We start from the raw sequence: 18,877 nt of genomic DNA, 5'->3' as shown, positions 1-18,877 counted from the left end.
TACCTTCCTGCCTTTCACAGCACCGGCCCGCCGGAGGGGCGGGGGTGGGCGGCAAGGAGAGCGATGAGCGGACACAGCGCATGAGGCGGGGGGCACCTGTGGCCGGAACGCATGTGGAGGACCCTGAGCGCAGCGAGGGGTTGCGCCCCGCCGTGATGGGTCCAGAGGCGAGCGACGCCCACCTCCCGGCCCTCAGGTGGCCGCGATCCCCAAACGCCGCGCAAAGCGCGACCGCCAGCGCCAGGCCGTCAGGCCTGCGCCACCGTCAGTGATCGTCACGGGCACCGACGAGACCCGCCAGGCGGGGCTCGGCCGACCAAAGGGAGGTAGAGCGCGGCCGGCCCCGCAGGGGACGGGACGGCGTGGCCATGGTTCAGGACGTCTCGCGTTGGCTGGGAAGTTCCAGATTTCATGGCTGAGCGCAGAAAAATTGCACCCATTATGGTGGGCAGTTGTGGACCTTTGCGGGCCGTTGAAGACCCTTCCGACCCTTTCCGGACCCTTTGTAAAGATAACAGGTCCGCAGTGCCCAGATCACGCCTCCGGTCCCGTTGATTTGGGCAAATCTCCCCATAACATAATCAAGTCTGGCTGAGTCGGAGGGCTAGCCTGCGTGAGAAATCGGGATCGACAAGATGAACAAGGTAAACTTCATGAACGACATGCCAGCCGATCGTTTTTTGCGTGTTGAGGCCGTGCTGGATCGCACGGGCTTGAGTCGAGCAACCTTGTATCGAAAGGTCAGGCAAGGAACCTTCCCGCGGCAGATCCGCATTGCTGTGCGCTGTGTAGGATGGCGAGAATCTGCCGTTACGGCATGGCAACGCAATCCCAATCTTTATCGAGCGGATGATCAACTTCCCGCCTCAGGCAATCTTGGCAATCGCTGAGCGCTTTCATCATCTGCATGTCCGCGACAGAAAAATTGCCCTTTGAACGACGTGGTGAAGGACAATGTTTTTCGTACAGGCGTCGCAATGTGGGTTTGAAATAGATTGGCGGGATCCATTGCATCTGCAGGAAACAGTCCCATCCTCGCGACCGTATCCGCCCAATCCTGTAACAAGCGCCTCCGCGGTTCTAGATACAATGCACTGTTATAGGCTCCACGCACGTCCGCTACATGATGCGAAAGCGCCATTTCGATGCAATCTGCGTTATATCGCTGCTGTTCATTAGCCCATGTTGAAGCAAGCCCCCGAAGACCATGTATGGTTTGTGCGCGGCGATAGCCCATGCGATAACAGGCGCTGATCATGGTGTTTTGCGAGATTGGCCTGTCACCGCTGCGGCCAGCAAACAGAAATTTGCTTCTGCTTTCTTGTCGCAAGTTCCGTACTAAATTCGCAGCCTGTCGTGACAGCGGAACTAAATGTTCCTGTCGCATTTTCATGCGCTCCGTCGGCAGCCGCCAGAGTGGCGTAGGGCCGTCAATATCTTCAAACTCATCCCATGTTGCAAAACGAATTTCCGCAGTTCTGGCCCAGGTGAGGATTGTGAGTATAAGCGCTTCCCGTACGATGTGAGGCTTGTAGAGCCGGCCTAGATCCTCGTACGCAGCCACCTTGCGCAAAAAGCCAGGAAACTCAGCAAAGCTCACATGACGGCAATGCTGCGTCCGAAGGCGCGGCTTCAATGCATCGCTAAACCCTGCGGTCGGATCGCGTTCGGCCCAACCATTGGCCATGGCGTAGCGGAAAATCTTTCCCACTGTTCGTTTAAGCTGCAGGGCCATCGTCAGGGCGCCGCGCTCTTCAATTTTGCGAAGAGTCGCCAAGACCTGAAAGGGCGTGATGCGAGTGATGATTTCTCCCCCCAGCATGGGGAATATGTCGAGTTCGAGCCTCTGCATCAACCGAGACGCGTAAAAGGGGTTGAGAACATGCTCCCGGTCGCGATGCCAAGTTCGCGCAATAGCCTCAAATTTCAAAGTTTGGACTGGGCTCTCCTTTATTTCACGCCATATATCTCTCCCCGCCGCCATCGCTCGGAGGGCGTCGTCGCGTCTGATCCTTGCCTCCTCAAGCGAAATCTGCGGATATCGACCGAACTGTAGAACGCGGTTTAATCCAGCTCTATGGCATTTCAGGCGCCAAATTTTTGAGCCGTTAGGCTGAACTAGGAGGTACAGTCCGTCGTCATCCCATAGTTTAAGGGCGCAATCGCCGGCCTTGGCCTCGATCACATTTTGCTCCGTCAAACGCATAGTAAATTCTCCTCATAAGAGACAGGAGAAGGCCTGATTTGGCGTTTAAGGGCAAGGTTACTCGATGAAGCAAATAGGCAATTGATGACAATTGGTGATCAATTATGATAGAAGGGTAATAATTCAAAATGGATTTAAAATTTTCAATTTTGATATGATATGAAACTTAATGATATTTGGTCGAATGATATTGTGAATTCTGCATGAGATCCTTGATAGCCTTGGGAATATCTATGGCGGGGCCGAATCGCTTAACGCTCGATGTTTTAACTCCTGTCCTGTAGGACATTGCCGCTGCGGTCGGACACGGTTAAGCAACGCTACGTCCGCAGCAGAATTTGGCAGGTCCGGGATGCTTGGCCATGTCATCACTCAACGCGAAACCCGACCTTGTCACCCTTGTCCTTGCCACAAAAGTTCATTGGAGCAGGTTTGAAGGTTGAACATTTGCCTGAACCGCCTAACGATGGTGATGATGTTGCTCCTCAAGTTCATCAGCCTCCCTTGCATCGTTCTGCTGTGTGCTTGCGCTTCTCTAAGTGACTTTTCGCTTACGGCGCACAATAGCCGGATGCAGTTGACGGATCTTACCGAGCTGCCTCCTCCTCCCGGCATTGATGTTTCGATGCCGGATCGGGGGTACCGGATTGGGCCCTTTGATCAGCTGTTGGTCGATGTTTTTGAAGTGCCCGAACTGAGCGGCAAGGAAATTCAGGCGGCGTCGGATGGCTCAATCGCCTTTCCGTTGATCGGCAGCATAGAGGCTGCTGGCATGACAACGGACCAGCTTGCCGCAATCGTCGCGGCTCGGCTGCGTGAGAATTTCGTCAAAAATCCGCAGGTTACCGTCTCCCTGCAAAAAACGGTCAGTCAGGTCGTCGCCGTCGATGGCGAGGTTAACGAACCGGGCCTTTATCCCGTGATCGGCCAGATGACTTTGCGAAAGGCTATTGCCTCCGCGAAGGGAGCAAAGGCGGCCGCGCGCCTCGGCCGGGTGGCCATCTACCGCAAGGTGAACGATCAGGACATGGCCGCGGTTTACAATCTGACCGCCATTTATCGGGGCGCCTATGCTGACCCGGAGATATTCGCCGGCGATATGGTGGTGGTGGGTAGTTCCCAGACCGGCAGGATATTCAAGGGCATAAAGGCTCCCGCGTCCTTGATGGACGCTCCGCTCGTCGTAGCGATCCGGGCGGGAGACTAGGATGGCTTCCCGTACGCGCGCCGAGGCTGGGCACATATCTTTCGGCCATGTGATGATGCAGCGTTTTCGTCGCCTGGGCCGTGCCGCATGGCGCGGAAAAGCGATTATTTTCAGCATTATCGCCACATCACTGGTCATTGGGGCCCTGGTGACGCTGATGATGAGTTCGCGGTTCACGGCGACTTCCCGCATCGAGGTAAGCCGGGACCAGAAGAAGATCGCGCCTCCGCAGGGTAGCGGGGTGGACGCGAATCAGGATACGGACTTCTACAATACCCAATATTATCTGCTTCAGGCTCAGTCTTTGGCGATCCGGGTCGTGCGCGTGATGAAACTGGCGGAGAATGACGACTTCTTCGCCGCCCATGGTTTGTCGGCTCCCGGAAAGACGGAGGTCTCCACGCTTGGCAAGCCTCGCTTCACGCCACAGAATTTGGGGGAGCGGGAGCGTCTGGCGGTCCAGTTGCTGGAAGATAATATAGAGGTGAAGCCGATCAGGGGATCGTCCCTGATCGATGTTAGTTACACCAGCCGGTCACCTGTCTGGTCGGCCAGGGTGGTCAATGCCTGGATCGGGGAATTTGTCAGCTCCGGCGTCGAGAGGCGCATGGCCTCCACGGCGGGCGCGCGCAAATTTCTCCAGCGTCGTCTGGCCGAAGTAAGAACGCGCATCGAGCTTTCCGAGCGAAACGCCACGCTCTACGCATCCATGTCCGGCATCATTCCGCTGTCGCCGGGGAGCGATGGCCGCAATGGTGCCCGACAGGAACAGACACTCGCGTCGACCGATTTCGCTGCACTCAACGATGCCCTGCACAAGACGATGGTCGAGCGAGCCGTCGCGGGGAGCCAGGCCAGCGGCGACGGTAGCGGCGCGCTGGCTGCCGAAAGCAGTGGGCGGACGCTGGCCCTGCTGCGCGCCAGGCGCGGGGAGGCTGCGGCTGAGTATGCGCGGCTTTCCGCCAAGTTCAAGCCGGCTTACCCCGCTGTTGCAGCAGTGGCGCGCCAGCTCAAGGCGCTGGATGAGAGCATCGCCGGGGAAGAAAGGCGCATCAGCGCATCCTTTGCTTCCCAAGCGCGGAATGCAGCGCAGCTTGAAAACCGCCTGCGCAGCGAAGTGAGCCAGTCAAAGGCGCGGCTGGACAAGCAGAATCGCGATACCGTGCAATATGATACCTATCGCCGCGATGCGGATACCAATCGCGCGCTCTATGACGGGTTCCTTGAGCGCTACAAACAGCTTAGCGTTTCTGATGTCGGGGCCAATGATGTGTCTGTCGTCGATCTGGCCCAGGTTCCCGAAAAGCCTTCCTCTCCCAAACTGCTGAACAACCTGCTGCTTGCATTGCTGTCCGGTGGCCTGTTGGCCGGGATAGTGACAGTGATGCTGGCGCGGGCGGACAATGGCGTCGAGGAAAATTCCGATATCCAGGAGATATTGGGTATCCCGCTCCTCGGCACGACACGGGAATTGGAAGCCGAAGATGTCGCGGAACTTCTGGCCGAACCCAAATCCGCCCTGTCGGAAGCATATGCCCGCATATGGTCCCGTCTCAGCCCGGCTGGCACACAGGACGCCCCCGGCGCAATCATGGTCACCAGCACGCGTGAACATGAAGGCAAGAGTACCAGCGCGTGGGGGCTGGCGCTTGCTGCGTCACGGTCCGGGAAGAAAGTGATTTTGGTGGATGCGGACATGCATCGCCCCGTGCTGCACAATTATATGAATCTGGAAAATGACAGGGGCCTCAGCAATCTCCTTTCGGGCGATGATAACTGGAAGGGGATGGTGCGGCGCACGACGTCGGGCGGCATTACACTTTTGCCTGCAGGTCCCGTACCGCCTGGCGTAGCGGAGCTTTTGAACGGCGACCGGATGACGATCCTGATCGGACAACTTATTCAAGCATATGATCATGTCGTCGTCGATGCCCCGCCATTGCTGGACATGCAGGATGCTCCGCTGGTTGCGCGTTCGGTTCAGGCGGTGGTGTTTGTCGTGGAGGCTGGCGGGGCAGGCGTTCGCGCTGTCCGCTCCGCGCTGGATCGTCTCGATGGCATCGATGCGCCCATATCAGGCGCGATCATGACAAAGCTTGGCGAGCGCAACGCGCATTATCATTACGACAAGCTCTGAGCGGCCTGGGATTGGATGACATATCCTTAGGTGAGGCGCTTATGTTAACAGGGCAGCTTCTTGCTTTTGCGGCGCATCGCACTAATGGGACGACCGGCGGCAGGGGCGCCGCGCAAAGGGCGTGAACACGGGTCATGGATGTATTTCTCCTCTCCGTGCTGCTGCTGAGCATTGCGGCTGTCCTGTATCCGTTTCTAATATATCCGGTCATTCTTCGGCTTTTGCCGGTTCGTCCCGTGGATGGCGCATCCAGCGGGCATTCCGCCTCACTGCTGTTTTGCGCTTATAATGAAGCGGCGGTCATCCCGGAGAAGATCGCCAATCTGGAAGCGCTTAAGACGCTTCACCCGAACCTTCAGATTCTTGCTTTCGATGACGGGTCTTCGGATGACACCGCCCGGCAACTCGCCGCGCGGCCGGATTTGTTGACGCTCGTGCGGGGCAATCGTTCAGGCAAGGCGCATGGGATGAAGCGCCTTGCTGCTTTGGCGACCGGTGATATCCTCATTTTCACTGACGCCAATGTGATGCTTGCGCCCGAAGCCATCGCCAATCTGAGCGCTTATTATGGTGATGCGCAGGTTGGTGGGGTGCTGGGTTCGCTGCACTATCTGCAGGAGAAAAACAGCGCTACCGCATCTGTCGGCCAGTCCTACTGGAAGATGGAGGAGAGGTTGAAGGACCTCGAATCGCGCAGCGGCAATGTCATGGGGGCTGACGGTTCGATTTTTTCCATTCGCCGGGCGCTATATCCGGATTTCCCCGATACGGTGCTCGATGATCTCACCGTGTCCATGTCCGTGGTGTTCGCGGGCAGGCGCCTCATCAAGGTAAGGGATGTGATCGCCTTCGAACGGCTAGTGTCGGCCCGTGGCGACGAATACCGCAGGAAGGTTCGCATCGCCGCCCGCGCATGGCACACGCACAGCTATTTGCGTCCCCAACTGCGCCGGATGTCACCGATCGATCGCTTCAAATACGCCTCTCGTAAGGTGGTCCGCTGGTTTGGCGGGGTGTTTCTCCTTTCCGGGACCGCTGCCGCCTTGGCTCTCGCCTGGCGAATAGACGTCCGGCTGTTCCTCGCGGCGCTTGGCATCGGCATACTGCTGCTATTGCTGGGATTAGTGAGCCGCAGGGGGCCGCTTGCCAAAATCGCAGACATATGGATTGCCTATATGGCAACGCTTCAGGGCGTGTTCCGGGCCATGCGCGGCGACACGTTTGCCGTGTGGAATCCCGCCAAGTCGCGATAGCTCTGGTGGTATTTCCACGAGGTGCCAGATGATAGGGTTGTGCCCTTCTGAAGCAATTGTTGCGTGATTGCGTCATCCCCCTCGCAAAGCGCCGGGACTATTGTATAGCGCGATCGCACGGGACAGCCGGAGATAGAAGTGATCACGACGAAGCGGGTGGCGAAAGCGGCCGGCAAGCATGTGTCGAGGGCTTTGCTGGCCCTGCGCGCGGCGCTTGGCGCTGCGCCTGCCTTCGACTGCCCGGCGTGCGGTGCGCCGGTGGTGGGCTTTTTCCGCTATGGTGATTGCGCCGATTGGGGGTGCCCGCGTTGTGGAGCGTCGCCGCGCGAGCGGCTGATGAATTATCTGATCGATTCGGGCCGGTTGCCGTTAAATGGCGGCGTGATCCTCCACATGGCTCCCAATGAGGGCACGCTTGTCCGGCGTTTTCGTGAATCCGCTTCGGAATATGTACCGGCTGACCTCGATCCATCGCGCTATACTGTTGCTGGAGCGACCCGCGTTGACCTGATGGAGTTGGCCGACATCGACAGGTTCGATATTTTTTATGCGAGCCACGTCATGGAGCATGTGCCCGATGATGCGGCGGTCCTCTCCAATATCTTCCGTGCACTCAAACCCGGCGGAGAAGCCTGGCTGATTGTGCCGCTATGGGAGAAAGCGACGGAGGATGGCAGCTATGCCATGCCTCCGCGCGAGCGGGAACGGCGCTTCGGGCAATGGGATCATGTCCGGCAATATGGAATGGATTTCGCTGACCGGATTGCAGCCGCCGGCTTTATCGTTGAAACCATCGCCGCTGCGGATCTCGACCCTGCCAACCGCGCGCGCCATGCTCTTGGCGATATCCTGTTTCGCGCGCGCAAGCCTGGGGCCCCGTTGGCAGAAGGCATTGCGCAGTGATGGTTGCCAGCGGTCTGCTATCCCGGCTGGAGCGATCCCCGCGCATCCTGGCGATCGCGAAGCTTGCCAATGTCGGCATCACGATGATTTGGGGATTCGCGGTCACCTATGTTTTCGTGCGCGCGCTGCCGCTGTCGGAATTTCAGGCATTTCTGTTGCTTGTCGCGTTCGGTAACTTCACGGTGTCGGCGGAATTCGGGCTGACCAGCATCATTTATTCGCGGTTGCGCCGTTACTGGCTGCGTTCGGCCGGGGATCCCGATGACGATGATTTCCGGATGGAGGAGATCGGTTTTCTTTTCTTCCTTCTGGTCGCAATGGTCGTGGTTGCGGGTTTCCTGCTTGGCGGAGCGATGTTGGCGGGGTGGGTCGCCACCGGATTACCGCTATTGTTTTTTATCTATTTCCTGTCCGCCTGTATCAACCTGCCGCTGTTGCTGGTTAAGCGCGGCCTGATGGCGACCGATCATAATCTGTTCTGGGAACTGCTTGATCTGGTGCGCCGTGGGGTGACGCTAATATTGTTGCTGGCTGTGCTCGTCGGTTTTAATCTGACCCTTTCCGTCACATTGCAGTTCGTTCTTGCAGTTCTGGGGATAGGCATCGCTGGCGTTCGCCTGCATCGTCGCGTGGGTATGAAGAAGCGGCACTGGGTAGCAATCCGCCGGGGTGGACGCCATGTGAAGGCGCGCTATCTGCGCGATATCGGTTCCACCATGTCCCTGACGATCTCAGAGATGATGGCCTATAATGCGCCCTATTTCACGATCGCGATGGCGACGCATGACGCCAGGCCGATGCTGTTGTTCGACTTCACCTTTAAGATGTCGCGAGCTTTGACGATGGTAGTGCGCGCGTTGACGGAGGCTGCGATGCCCGGCCTTACCGCCACCTATTATGCCAAGGCGCGGGACAAGTTCGCCAAGCTGCTATTCCGGGCGCTGGGCGTCGCCGCCGTGGCCGCAATGGGCGCGGGCGTGGCCCTTGCGATTCTGGGGCAGTTCATCGTCACGCATCTCTTTAATGGAGAGATCGAGATCGCCTATACAGAGATTGGGCTCATCATCCTGCTCATGCTCACTTTGTCCACCATCTGTGTGTCAGTGTTTCTGCAGGGATCTCTCGGCCGTTTTTCGGTGGTTCTGCGGCAGTCCATACCGTTCCTGATTGGGTCTTTGCTCAGCGTGCCGGTGGCGGTGGTTGTTGCGCCGCTTGTCGGCTTGTCCTTCTCATTCGCGTTCCTGGCCATATACACGCTGGTTTTTGTGGGGACTGCGGCCTTGCATGGTATCTCGCTGGCGCGGCTGTTGCATGGGATGAAAGCCGCATCATGAGAGTTGCGATGGTTGATCCGTCGCTGTTCACGGGCCGCTATGATGACAGCCTCTGCGCGGCGCTGGCGGGGGAAGGACATGACGTCATATTATTTGGCCGCAGGATGCGCGCCACCGATGCGGTAAAGCCTCAGAGCTATGCCTATTGGGCCCGTTTCTTCGGACTTAGCGAGCGGTTACGCGCCTTCACCGGGGAGGGGCGGGCATTTCGCGCTGTCAAGGCGGCGGAGTATAGCCTCGACTGCATGATGGGGCCGCTCGGCCGCATGGCCAGTGTTGATGCCGTTCATGTCCAGTGGCTACCCTTCGCCGCCGCCGACCGGCATATGCTTCGCCGCCTGCAGGGGAGGGCGGCGCTCATTCACACCGTCCACAACGCCACGCCTTATCATGGGGACGGGAAGATGGCGGCGATGCAGGGCAGGGGCTATCGCGCTCTGCTGGATCAGTTCGACGCCCTTATTGCGCATGGCGAACCGACGCGAGATGCGCTGATCCGCCAGTCAATCGACCCGGCGCTCATCCATGTGGTGCCGCACCCGCCAATGCGGCTTGCACAGGCCGATGTAACGATGCTGGGCACTGTGCCCGATCCAGTGCTTCCACGGATCCTCTTTTTCGGCACAATCCGCCCCTACAAGGGGTTTGACCTGCTGATCGACGCCTGCATCGCTCTCTGGAACGCCGGTCACCGCTTCGAACTGGCCGTCGCGGGGAAACCTTTCATGGATATCGCCCCGCTGCTGGATGCGGTCGAACAGGCCGGACACAAGGATGATCTCGTTCTTGACCTTGGGTTTCTGAAGGAACAGAGGCTCGACGCCCATCTGCGCAAGGCGGACATCATCGCCTTCCCCTATCGCAATATCGACTCAAGCGGCGCGTTTCTCTCGGCGCTGCATTATGGGAAGGCGATGGTAGCATCGAATGCCGGCATGTTCCGCGGCCTGCCCGCCGACGCCGATGGCGAACCAGCGGTGTCACTGGTAGAGGCGAGCAACGCGCACGCCCTTGCCGATGCGCTCCTACCGCTCATCACGAGCGGCGCAGTCCGGCAGCAGGCGGGTATGAGGGCGAAGGGGCTGGCCAGCCGGCTGGGCGACTGGGAGGATGTGGCAGTGCGGACGGCAAAGGTTTATGAAGCGGCGATCAGGCGGAAGTCGGGACGATGAGTAATAGAGTCATGGCGGAGCTTTCGCGCCGCTGGCTGGCTGTGCGCCTCGCTGCGTCCGGCCGGGTGCATCAATATCCCGAAATCCTTGCGCTGCGCCGGTTCCTGTCAGCCTTCGCGATAGATTGTGTATTGGATGTCGGCGCCAATGCTGGCCAATATGCGAAGATGTTGCGGCGAGAGGCGGGCTTCGCCGGCCTCATTCTCTCTTTCGAACCCAATCCGGAGGTATTCGCGGCACTTGCCAAGGCGGCTGCATCCGATGCGAAATGGCATGTCTTCAACATGGCCCTATCGGATTTTGACGGGACAGCCGATTTCAACATCATGGCCGCCGACCAGTTCAGTTCCCTGGAACGCCCTGCAGAGGGCCTGGATGAGATTTTTGTGGACCGCAACAAGGTCACCCGTACGGTGAAGATGGAATGCCGCCGGTTGGAAAGACTATTGCCCGAACTAATGTCCGCGCACGGTTTTTCCCGCCCCTTTCTGAAGATGGATACGCAGGGCCATGACCGCGCTGTATGCGCGGGGGCGGGGGAGACGCTTTCCCGCATGTTCGGCCTTCAGACGGAACTTGCCGTCCGTTCGCTCTATCAGGGCGCAACCGGTTACCGTGATATGATCGAATGGCTGGAGCAGCGTGGTTTCGTCCCTTCTGCCTTCTTCGCCAATAATAAGGGGCATTTCCCGCTACTGGTTGAAATGGATGGCATTTTCATCAGCCGGTCGCAGGCCGACGCGCAAGCATGACGTTCCGTTCGGCTGATTCCGTTCGCCCGATTGACCCTGGCCGCTTTCTGATCATGGCGGCGGGGGCTATAACCCTGTGGCTGGTCGGCCTGTTCCTGTTGCATTTCACCTTCGGTCACGGGCGGCAGATCACGCATATCCTGTTCCTTGATCAGGATTTTCCGGCCCTGCTGCTGGCGCTGACCGGTCTTGTGCTATTTTCTCCTTTGGCGCGATCGACCGATGTTTCGCTGCCGCTGCCTACAGCACGCCTTGTTCTGCCATTGATCCTGATCTGCGCGCTCTGGAGCTGGGCAGGCCATTATCTGGTTTTCCAGGACTATGCGCTGTCTCGCGACGAGGAGGTTGCGGAGTTTGGCGCCGCCTATCTTCGTGACGGACTGCTTTCCCGCCCGATACCGCCCGAATGGCTGGAGTATCGCCGCGCGATCATGCCTGAATTCTTTTCACCATTCGGCGCTGAGAACCATTGGACTGCTGCCTATCTTCCGGTGAACAGCGCCATTCGCGCGCTGTTCTGGCATCTGGGCGATCCCAATCTGGCTGGCCCGATATTGCTCGCTATCGGCCTGATCGCGCTATGGCGAGTGGCCCTGCGTTTGTTCCCGAACCGGCCAGACGCAGTGTGGGTGGCGATGCTGCTGGCATTCACTTCCGCCCAGCTTTCGGTCACGGCGATGACACCCTACGCCATGACGGGCCATTTCGCGCTGAACATGGTCTGGCTGGCGCTGGTCTTGCGCGGCGGCTGGTTGGGACATGGCTGTGCAGTCGTCGTCGCGATCGTCGCGGGAGGGCTGCATCAATATCATTTCCCGCCCATCTTCCTTGCGCCTTTCCTGCTGTGGATGGTGCTTGGGCGGCGATGGGCGGCATTTTTGGTGCATTTCGCGGCGCTTGTCGTGCTGGTCATCCTCTGGGCAAAGCTTTGGCCGGGATTTCTATTGCATGAACTGGGGCCGCCCGCCGATGTGCGCGCTTCCGCCGGGGTCGGGGACAAGGCCGCTAGCCTGTTGCGCCGCCTGGGGAACAAATGGCAACCGCTTTTCAACCTCAGCCGGTTCATGGCCTGGAACAATATTCTGATGGTTCCGCTGGCGGTGCTTGGCGTCGCGGCGATGAAGTGGCGCGGGGCAGTCCGTGGCGAAACCGTGGTGCTGCCGCTCGCCATTGGCTGCATTGCCGCCTGTGTCTTCGCGCTGTGGCAGGGTTATGGCTGGGGGTTCCGCTATGCCCACGGTTTTATTGGGCCATTCTGCCTGCTGGCAGCCTATGGCTGGGTCAGGCTGGGCGCACATTCGCTCTGGCCGGTTCTGTTCGCTTCCGTCCTGGCGCTGGTGACAGGAGCCTTTCTGACAGACCGCGCCCATGATTATGTCGCGCCCTACGCGGCCAGCCACAGGATGATCCACGCCGCCAATGCCGATGTCGTGCTAGTCGATCCGCGTGGAGGGCTGTTCGCCACCGATCTCGTCCGATCGGAGCATGGCGACATGAAACGGCCGATGGTCATGAATCTGGCGATGCTAACGCCTTCTACGCTGGATCGTCTCTGCGCCAACTACAGCGTTCGCCTGTTCGACCGCAGCGCTTTTCGCCCGCTCGGCCTACGTGCATCGCGCTTGCAGCCCGGCTATCTCGACAGGCTTCGGGCGCATCTGGACGCCATAGGTTGCGCGGAACGCCTTCCCCGCTGACGAGGCAGGCCAATCAATTCGCAGGGCGGATAGTGATTATCCAGATGTCCGGTGGCGCAGCAAGCCGCAGTGGGAGGCTGCTGGTTCCGACGCCGCCCGACACGATGATCGTCTTTCCATCGATGTCGTATCGGCCGCAAGTGAAGGGCAGCTTCTGCGGCACGAATAGGGGGCCGTAGAAGGGAAGGGCAATCTGCCCGCAATGGCTATGACCCGCTACCACAAGTCCGCGCCATCCCCCAAGCTGCCTCACCGCATCAACATTATGCGATAGAAAGATCGGCGCGCCGCCCAGACGCCGCATCGCTGCGATGGTCGCCGGGACATCCGCGCCGTTCTTATAGAAGTCCGGGATACCGCCGATGACCAGCGGCCCACGGCGCACTGCTTCGTTCATAAGCAGGCGGATGCCGGCTTCCTGAAAGCTTGTCAGGATCTTGGGCGCTGAACTGCCATCGAAATGGGATATTTCATGATTGCCGAGCACAGCTACGACGCCCAGCGGCGCTTTCAGCCGCGCAAGCGGCGCGATCATCTCGCTGTTGCTGTATATCTTGGAAAAGGGCTTGTTGCGGCTGACATAATCCCCGCCCAGCAGGATCAGGTCCGGCCGCATCGCATTCACCCGGTCGAAGATTCGCGCCAGCCTCTCAGGGGAATTGTCTGGCCCAGACAGATGCGTATCCGTGATCAGGGCTACACGCAGCGGCGTTGGAGGGGTGCCCGGAGGGAAGGGCAAGATCACATCGGCGGTACGGACAACCGGCATCGATTGCGCGAGCCAGAACATGTAGCCGACTAGGCCGGCAAGTCCGGAGGCTATCAGCGCGCACACGATCAGCCAGCGGGGCAATCTCATGAGAAAGAAGGCGATTCTGTCAGAGTGTGGCGACCAGCGCCTGCGTGTCGGATGTTGCGCTGATCTGCGCACCGCCATCGACCAGCCAGCATTCGCCTTCCCGCCACAGCTCGCCTTCGATCGTTCCAGCGCCGGTCAGGGGGATGAACCAGCTCTGCCCATTGCCCAAGGTGATGGTCTCCTTTGCGGGCCATGACGCCATGTCGAGCGCAAAGGGTTTGTCGGTCCCCTCCAGCATCCTCGTGGCGCTGCCGAGTGGGATCACCTGCTCCTGCATGGGATAGGGGACGGCCTTTGACACCGCCACGCCATCGTCCAGATGCAGTTCGCGTGGCCGCCCATAGTCATAAAGGCGGTAGGTCACGTCATTGTTGATCTGCGCCTCAACCAGCGTCAGCCCGCCGCCAATGGCATGTACCGTCCCGGCCGGAATATAATAGAAGCTACCCTTGCTGACTGTCTTCCAGTCGATCAATCCTTCGATCGACCCATCGATCGCAGCGGCGCGCAGTTCCTCGGCGCTCAAGGACCGTTTCAGGCCGATGCCGAGCACAGCACCCGGCTCCGCATCCAATATATACCAGCATTCGGACTTGCCGCCCGGCAGGCCGCGTTTCTTCGCTTCGGCATCATTGGGATGGACCTGGATGGACAGTTTTTCGCTGGTGAAGATATATTTGATCAACAGGGGCGGGTGTCTGCCCTCCGGTCCGTCAAACCAGATCTCGCCAATCTGTTTCTTTTCAGGATTTGGAAAGATCGACGGAAGATCGGTCCGGCCCCATGGCTTTTCCACTGATTTGGTATGCAGCTTCACAGCGCTCACGGCGATGATATTCCCGTTATTTCGTTGGGCTGTGTTTCTACAGGCGCAGTCTCGCCCTTCACATAGACCCGTTTCCCGCCGATCCATGTCTCAATAACCTGAATATTCCGTATCTCTGCAGGCCGCGTCGTGCTGATATCCCGGTCGATGATCAGGAAATCGGCTTGTTCCCCTGGCGCCAGCGTGCCGAAACGGTCCTCGGCAAACCCGGCATAGGCTCCGCCGCGTGTAAAGGCGACCATAGCTTCCTCGAGCGTTAGCCGCTGCTCTGGCATCCAGCCGCCGGCGGGTTCACCCTTTGCGTCCTCGCGCGTCATCGCCACGGATATGCCGGGGAAGGGGTTGGACGATTCGACTGGCACGTCGGATCCGAAGGCCAGCGGGACATGCGCGTTCAGCATTGTGCGCCATGCATAGGCCCCCTTCAGCCGGGCCTCGCCCATCCGCGCCATCGCCATGCGCCAGTCGGACGCTTCATGCACGGGCTGCATGGAGGCGATAGTGCCATTCTGTGCAAAGCGGGGCAGGTCTGTCGGATCGATGATCTGGGCATGTTCCACGCGCCAGCGCCTGTCGCCCCTGTAGGTTTCGGACAGTTCGGCGATGGCGTCCACCACCTCGGCATTGGCCTGGTCGCCAATCGCGTGGACCGCCACCTGAAACCCATCCATGGCCGCCCGGCTCATATTGTTGCGAAGCTGTGCCCCGGTCATCAGCGGCAGACCGCGCTGGCCGGGCGCATCACTGTAATCCGCTTTCAGCCATGCGCCGCGCGATCCCAGAGCGCCATCCATCAACAGCTTGACGCCACCCATGCGCAGCCGGTCGCCATATAGCCAAGGCGTCGGTTCCGCCCCGGCAATCGCAACCATATTCTCTATGCCCTTGGCATAGACCATGATGCGGACGCGCAACCTGTCCCTGTCGCCCGCGCGGCGATAGGTCTGCCAGTCGTTCAGGTCCGCGCCCATATCGGCAATGCCGGTAATACCTTGAGAAAGCAGCAGATATTGGGCTTTCGCAAACGCCAGGTCGCGATCCTTGGGTGCGGGGGGAGGAACCACGCGGTCGATCAGACCGCGGGCGGCATCCACGAACACGCCTGCCGGTTTGCCCGCCGCCGTCTCGATCCGACCGCCGGCGGGGGCCTTGGTCGCAGGGGTGATGCCCGCCGCCCGCATCGCCGCGCTGTTGGCCCAACCGGCATGTCCGTCCACCCGTTCCAGCCATGTCGGGACATCGCCGGTGACAGCGTCCAGTTCCGCTGCCGTGGGGAAGCGGCCCAGACCCCAACTCTCCTGGTTCCAGCCGCCGCCCAATATCCACTTGCGGCCCGGATTATCCTTCACATAGGCGGCGATCTTCGCCTGCGCCTCGGCCAGCGACTTGGTATCGGTCAAGTCCAGCGTCAGCAGCGAAAGGCCCAGCCCCATTACATGCCCGTGCGCGTCGATCATCCCGGGGATCAGCGTGCGGCCCTGCCCATCGAGCCGGAAGCTGTAGGAGGGGGCAGGGGGCGTGTCGTCGCCCTTCTTCCGTCGCTTCTTTTCACGCGAGCGCGGCTCCTCAACCTTGCCTTGCACGAGCTTGGTGATCTTGCCCTGATCGTCGATGATCAAGGCATCGAAGTGGATCAGCTTGCCGTCGCGGTCGAGGGCGATGCCGTTGACATTATCCACAACCCCTGCGGCGTGCAGCGGGATGGCAAGGGCGAGGGTAGCAACCGCCAGGATGATCCCGGCCGCCCTCATGCGCGGGTAACCCGTCTCACCAGCGAACTGGTATCCTGCCGCCCGCCGCCCAGCGCCTGAACATCCGCGTAGAATTGATCGACCATCGCTGTCACCGGCAGCGTCGCCCCGCTTGTTCGCGCTTCTTCCAGCGCCAGGCCCAGGTCCTTGCGCATCCAGTCGACCGCGAAGCCGAAATCGAAACTGTCCTGCGCCATCGTCTTCCAGCGATTTTCCATCTGCCAGCTTTGCGCTGCACCGCCGGAAATTGCCTCGAACACTTTGTCCATGTCCAGCTCGGCAGCCTGTGCAAACCGTAAGCCTTCGGATAATCCTTGCAATACACCCGCAATGCAGATCTGGTTGACCATCTTGGTCGTCTGCCCAGCGCCTGCGGCACCAACATGGACGATGCGAGCAGCGTAGCAGCCCATGACGATCCTGGCGGCGTTCACTGCCGGTTCCGTTCCGCCGCACATGATGGACAGGCGGCCATTTTCCGCACCGGCCTGCCCACCGGAAACGGGTGCATCGACGCAATGAATGCCCCGGCTTTCTCCCTCGACAAACAACTGCCGGGCTATGCGCGCTGAAACAGTTGTGTGATCAATGAACAGGGAACCCGACGCCATGCTGCGGAAGGCGCCATCTTTCCCCATCGTCACTGCTGACAGGTCATCGTCATTGCCCACGCAACTGATGACGATATCCGCCCCCTGCGCTGCGTGGGCGGGACTAATCGCTACGGTGCCGCCATGCGCTTCATTCCATGCCTTCGCCTTGGCAATGGAACGGTTGTAGACACTTAGCTCATGCCCGGCCTTGGCCAGATGCCCGGCGACGGGTCCCCCCATGACGCCAAGGCCGATAAACGCGATCTTTGCCATGTCCCTCGCATAGGGCCAGTTTTGCGTGAGAGCCAGCCCTTCTTGGCCAGTTTCCTCTCACTGCAATATCGGTTAGGGGCAACTCCCATGAACACGCTCAGCAAGATCGAAAGCGCATTGCCGCTCCCCGTCACCGTCGATGACATATTGGCGGCGCGAGCCCGGATTTCCGGCGCGATCGTGCGGACGCCCACGCTGACGAGCAAGACGCTGTCGCACATGCTGGGCGCAAAGGTCTATCTGAAGTTCGAAAATCTTCAGTTCACTGCCGCTTACAAGGAACGCGGCGCACTCAATCGCCTGCTCCTTCTGGACGATGCTGCGCGCGACAAGGGTGTGATTGCAGCATCGGCGGGTAATCATGCGCAGGGACTGGCCTATCATGGCGCTCGTCTTGGCCTGCCCGTCACTATCGTCATGCCGCGCACCACGCCGACCGTGAAGGTGATGCAAACGGAAGGCCATGGTGCGACCGTTGTCCTGCATGGCGAAACCTTTGATGATGCATATGCGCATGCTCGCACCTTGGAGGTTGAGCGTGGCCTGACCTTTGTTCACCCCTTTGATGAGCCGGATATCATAGCCGGGCAGGGTACGGTTGCGCTGGAGATGCTGGAGGATGCGCCGGACATCGATACGCTGGCGATTCCGATCGGCGGCGGCGGGCTGTTTTCCGGCATGGGAACGGCCGCGCGGGCAATGAAACCGGACATGCGGCTGATCGGCATCCAGGCTGAACTTTATCCGTCGATGTATGACTATATCAAGGATGCTGACCTCCCCTGTAGCGGCGATACTCTGGCCGAGGGCATCGCGGTCAAGGAACCAGGTCAATTGACTCGCAGGTTTGTCGAGCGGCTGGCCAATGATGTTGTGCTGGTGAGCGAACGTAGTCTGGAGCAAGCTGTCAGCCTGCTCCTGCAGATAGAAAAGACGGTAGTGGAGGGCGCCGGCGCGGCCGGCCTCGCCGCCATGCTCAGCCACCGTGAGATGTTTGCCGGGCGTACGGTCGGTTTGGTGCTGTGTGGCGGCAATATCGATACGCGGCTATTGGCGAATGTGTTGTTGCGCGACCTTGCGCGATCCGGCCGCCTCGCGCGCCTGCGCATTCGGCTACAGGATCGACCGGGCGCGCTTTATCATGTGGCGCGCATCTTCGACGAGCAGCAGGTGAATATCCTTGAACTCGCGCACCAGCGCATTTTCACCAATTTGCCGGTTAAAGGCTTGAGCCTCGACGTCGAATGCGAGACGCGCGACGGTGAACATCTTGACCGGTTGATCGTAGCGCTGCGCGAAGCTTCCTATGATGTCTCGCCGATTGAGGTGGCGTAATGAGACACGCTCCCGTTTCGATGGGAGAAATGCTGATCTTCGTCGGCCGCGCTTGAAGAATGGTTTGCCTAAGACTTTCGTAGCAAAGGGCCGAGTTATATCTGCCCATTAATATTCGGCTGACATATCTGCTCTAGCGCTTATCTTCTCTCGAAAGCGAAGCGCTATGATCGAATTGAAGATTGACGAGCCTACTGGGATTATAAAGGCCGTGGGTACGGGGCGGTGGAGCATCGCCGATGTTGATGCTTTTTTTGACAAACTCGAACCCATAGTCGCCAACTTCCGCGCGTCGGGACGTCCGATCCGTTTTCTATCAGATGTTACTGGTGCGGATATACAGTCACCGGAGGTCGAAGCGCGGATCAATGCGCATTCCTTGCGACTTCATCAACCCGGCGACCGGTCGGCAGTTGTCGTGAAGAACATCCTCCATAAGGCGCATGCGCGTGATGCGGCTGTCTCGCCGCAGGCTGCGCTATTCTGTTCCTACTCCGCTGCGCAAACTTGGCTGCTTGCTCACGATTATAAAATCAGCGCCTAACACCCAGATTAGGAGCAAGGCGCAGGGCTGCTCAA

At 59.5% G+C, this 18,877-nt stretch carries 17 protein-coding genes; 12 read left to right on the top strand and 5 right to left on the bottom strand.

What is annotated here, in order from left to right; translation table 11 throughout:
• On the top strand, window positions 1-272 hold a 272-nt coding region (locus tag BHQ40_RS26500), incomplete at its 5' end, for a hypothetical protein (protein ID WP_216094873.1).
• A 363-nt stretch (window positions 273-635) separates the two neighbouring features.
• Entirely contained in the window at window positions 636-890 is a 255-nt protein-coding gene (locus BHQ40_RS24995) for a helix-turn-helix transcriptional regulator (RefSeq protein WP_435593909.1), read from the top strand.
• Here BHQ40_RS24995 and BHQ40_RS10315 read toward each other — a convergent pair.
• A complete protein-coding gene (locus BHQ40_RS10315) occupies window positions 854-2,206 on the bottom strand; it encodes a tyrosine-type recombinase/integrase (protein ID WP_070155550.1) in 1,353 nt (450 codons plus the stop codon). The genes BHQ40_RS24995 and BHQ40_RS10315 overlap by 37 nt on opposite strands.
• 472 nt (window positions 2,207-2,678) lie before the next feature.
• Between BHQ40_RS10315 and BHQ40_RS10310 the strand changes: the two genes are divergently transcribed.
• The 8 genes from BHQ40_RS10310 (at window position 2,679) to BHQ40_RS10275 (ending at window position 12,661) form a co-directional block, all read left to right on the top strand.
• Window positions 2,679-3,413, top strand: coding sequence for a polysaccharide biosynthesis/export family protein (locus tag BHQ40_RS10310; RefSeq protein ID WP_171905820.1), 735 nt, complete (start codon window positions 2,679-2,681; stop codon window positions 3,411-3,413).
• Between the two features lies 1 nt (window position 3,414).
• Window positions 3,415-5,550: a GumC family protein gene (locus tag BHQ40_RS10305; RefSeq protein ID WP_070155546.1), complete on the top strand. Its 2,136-nt coding sequence runs from the start codon at window positions 3,415-3,417 to the stop codon at window positions 5,548-5,550.
• Between the two features lie 134 nt (window positions 5,551-5,684).
• Complete coding sequence (locus tag BHQ40_RS10300) at window positions 5,685-6,803, top strand: glycosyltransferase (protein ID WP_070155544.1); 1,119 nt, start codon at window positions 5,685-5,687, stop codon at window positions 6,801-6,803.
• A 138-nt stretch (window positions 6,804-6,941) separates the two neighbouring features.
• Entirely contained in the window at window positions 6,942-7,706 is a 765-nt protein-coding gene (locus BHQ40_RS10295) for a class I SAM-dependent methyltransferase (RefSeq protein WP_070155543.1), read from the top strand.
• Window positions 7,706-9,040, top strand: coding sequence for a hypothetical protein (locus BHQ40_RS10290; RefSeq protein WP_171905821.1), 1,335 nt, complete (start codon window positions 7,706-7,708; stop codon window positions 9,038-9,040). The genes BHQ40_RS10295 and BHQ40_RS10290 overlap by 1 nt, the downstream gene beginning before the upstream one ends.
• Window positions 9,037-10,212: a glycosyltransferase family 4 protein gene (locus BHQ40_RS10285; protein ID WP_070155541.1), complete on the top strand. Its 1,176-nt coding sequence runs from the start codon at window positions 9,037-9,039 to the stop codon at window positions 10,210-10,212. Before BHQ40_RS10290 ends, BHQ40_RS10285 begins: the two co-directional genes overlap by 4 nt.
• Window positions 10,209-10,964, top strand: coding sequence for an FkbM family methyltransferase (locus BHQ40_RS10280; protein WP_070155539.1), 756 nt, complete (start codon window positions 10,209-10,211; stop codon window positions 10,962-10,964). Before BHQ40_RS10285 ends, BHQ40_RS10280 begins: the two co-directional genes overlap by 4 nt.
• Window positions 10,961-12,661: an MFS transporter gene (locus BHQ40_RS10275; RefSeq protein WP_070155537.1), complete on the top strand. Its 1,701-nt coding sequence runs from the start codon at window positions 10,961-10,963 to the stop codon at window positions 12,659-12,661. Before BHQ40_RS10280 ends, BHQ40_RS10275 begins: the two co-directional genes overlap by 4 nt.
• A 13-nt stretch (window positions 12,662-12,674) precedes the next feature.
• Here the strand turns inward: BHQ40_RS10275 and BHQ40_RS10270 are convergent, their stop codons facing one another.
• From BHQ40_RS10270 to BHQ40_RS10255, 4 genes are read right to left on the bottom strand one after another with little or no spacing between them, the layout of a single operon-like run.
• Window positions 12,675-13,520 (bottom strand): metallophosphoesterase, encoded by an 846-nt coding sequence (locus tag BHQ40_RS10270; RefSeq protein ID WP_070155535.1) that lies wholly within the window; start codon window positions 13,518-13,520, stop codon window positions 12,675-12,677.
• Between the two features lie 19 nt (window positions 13,521-13,539).
• Window positions 13,540-14,346, bottom strand: coding sequence for a class I mannose-6-phosphate isomerase (locus BHQ40_RS10265; protein ID WP_070155533.1), 807 nt, complete (start codon window positions 14,344-14,346; stop codon window positions 13,540-13,542).
• On the bottom strand, window positions 14,343-16,097 hold the full coding sequence (locus BHQ40_RS10260; RefSeq protein WP_171905819.1) for an amidohydrolase: 1,755 nt from the start codon (window positions 16,095-16,097) through the stop codon (window positions 14,343-14,345). Before BHQ40_RS10260 ends, BHQ40_RS10265 begins: the two co-directional genes overlap by 4 nt.
• Window positions 16,094-16,963, bottom strand: a complete 870-nt coding sequence (locus tag BHQ40_RS10255) for an NAD(P)-dependent oxidoreductase (protein WP_070155531.1) — start codon at window positions 16,961-16,963, stop codon at window positions 16,094-16,096. The genes BHQ40_RS10260 and BHQ40_RS10255 overlap by 4 nt, the downstream gene beginning before the upstream one ends.
• A gap of 87 nt (window positions 16,964-17,050) precedes the next feature.
• Here BHQ40_RS10255 and BHQ40_RS10250 point away from each other — a divergent pair, with 87 nt between their 5' ends.
• Window positions 17,051-18,298 (top strand): threonine ammonia-lyase, encoded by a 1,248-nt coding sequence (locus tag BHQ40_RS10250; RefSeq protein WP_070155529.1) that lies wholly within the window; start codon window positions 17,051-17,053, stop codon window positions 18,296-18,298.
• A 166-nt stretch (window positions 18,299-18,464) separates the two neighbouring features.
• Window positions 18,465-18,842 carry a hypothetical protein gene (locus tag BHQ40_RS10245; RefSeq protein WP_070155526.1) on the top strand — a complete coding sequence of 126 codons (378 nt, stop codon included), beginning with the start codon at window positions 18,465-18,467 and terminating at the stop codon, window positions 18,840-18,842.
• The last annotated feature ends 35 nt before the right edge of the window (window positions 18,843-18,877 follow it).

This window comes from Sphingobium phenoxybenzoativorans, from assembly GCF_001757355.1.
GTDB lineage: Bacteria > Pseudomonadota > Alphaproteobacteria > Sphingomonadales > Sphingomonadaceae > Sphingobium > Sphingobium phenoxybenzoativorans.
The sequence above is the reverse complement of the archived record's forward strand: the minus strand, read 5'-3'. Positions and strand labels throughout refer to the sequence as shown.

Excerpts from the sequence above, each read along its gene's own strand:
- BHQ40_RS10305 (WP_070155546.1), top strand. The coding sequence starts at position 3,415 with ATGGCTTCCCGTACGCGCGCCGAGGCTGGGCACATATCTTTCGGCCAT.
- BHQ40_RS10315 (WP_070155550.1), bottom strand. The coding sequence starts at position 2,206 with ATGCGTTTGACGGAGCAAAATGTGATCGAGGCCAAGGCCGGCGATTGC.
- BHQ40_RS10250 (WP_070155529.1), top strand. The coding sequence starts at position 17,051 with ATGAACACGCTCAGCAAGATCGAAAGCGCATTGCCGCTCCCCGTCACC.
- BHQ40_RS24995 (WP_435593909.1), top strand. The coding sequence starts at position 636 with ATGAACAAGGTAAACTTCATGAACGACATGCCAGCCGATCGTTTTTTG.
- BHQ40_RS10300 (WP_070155544.1), top strand. The coding sequence starts at position 5,685 with ATGGATGTATTTCTCCTCTCCGTGCTGCTGCTGAGCATTGCGGCTGTC.
- BHQ40_RS10275 (WP_070155537.1), top strand. The coding sequence starts at position 10,961 with ATGACGTTCCGTTCGGCTGATTCCGTTCGCCCGATTGACCCTGGCCGC.
- BHQ40_RS10310 (WP_171905820.1), top strand. The coding sequence starts at position 2,679 with ATGATGTTGCTCCTCAAGTTCATCAGCCTCCCTTGCATCGTTCTGCTG.
- BHQ40_RS10260 (WP_171905819.1), bottom strand. The coding sequence starts at position 16,097 with ATGAGGGCGGCCGGGATCATCCTGGCGGTTGCTACCCTCGCCCTTGCC.
- BHQ40_RS10285 (WP_070155541.1), top strand. The coding sequence starts at position 9,037 with ATGAGAGTTGCGATGGTTGATCCGTCGCTGTTCACGGGCCGCTATGAT.
- BHQ40_RS10290 (WP_171905821.1), top strand. The coding sequence starts at position 7,706 with ATGGTTGCCAGCGGTCTGCTATCCCGGCTGGAGCGATCCCCGCGCATC.
- BHQ40_RS10245 (WP_070155526.1), top strand. The coding sequence starts at position 18,465 with ATGATCGAATTGAAGATTGACGAGCCTACTGGGATTATAAAGGCCGTG.
- BHQ40_RS10270 (WP_070155535.1), bottom strand. The coding sequence starts at position 13,520 with ATGAGATTGCCCCGCTGGCTGATCGTGTGCGCGCTGATAGCCTCCGGA.
- BHQ40_RS10280 (WP_070155539.1), top strand. The coding sequence starts at position 10,209 with ATGAGTAATAGAGTCATGGCGGAGCTTTCGCGCCGCTGGCTGGCTGTG.
- BHQ40_RS10255 (WP_070155531.1), bottom strand. The coding sequence starts at position 16,963 with ATGGCAAAGATCGCGTTTATCGGCCTTGGCGTCATGGGGGGACCCGTC.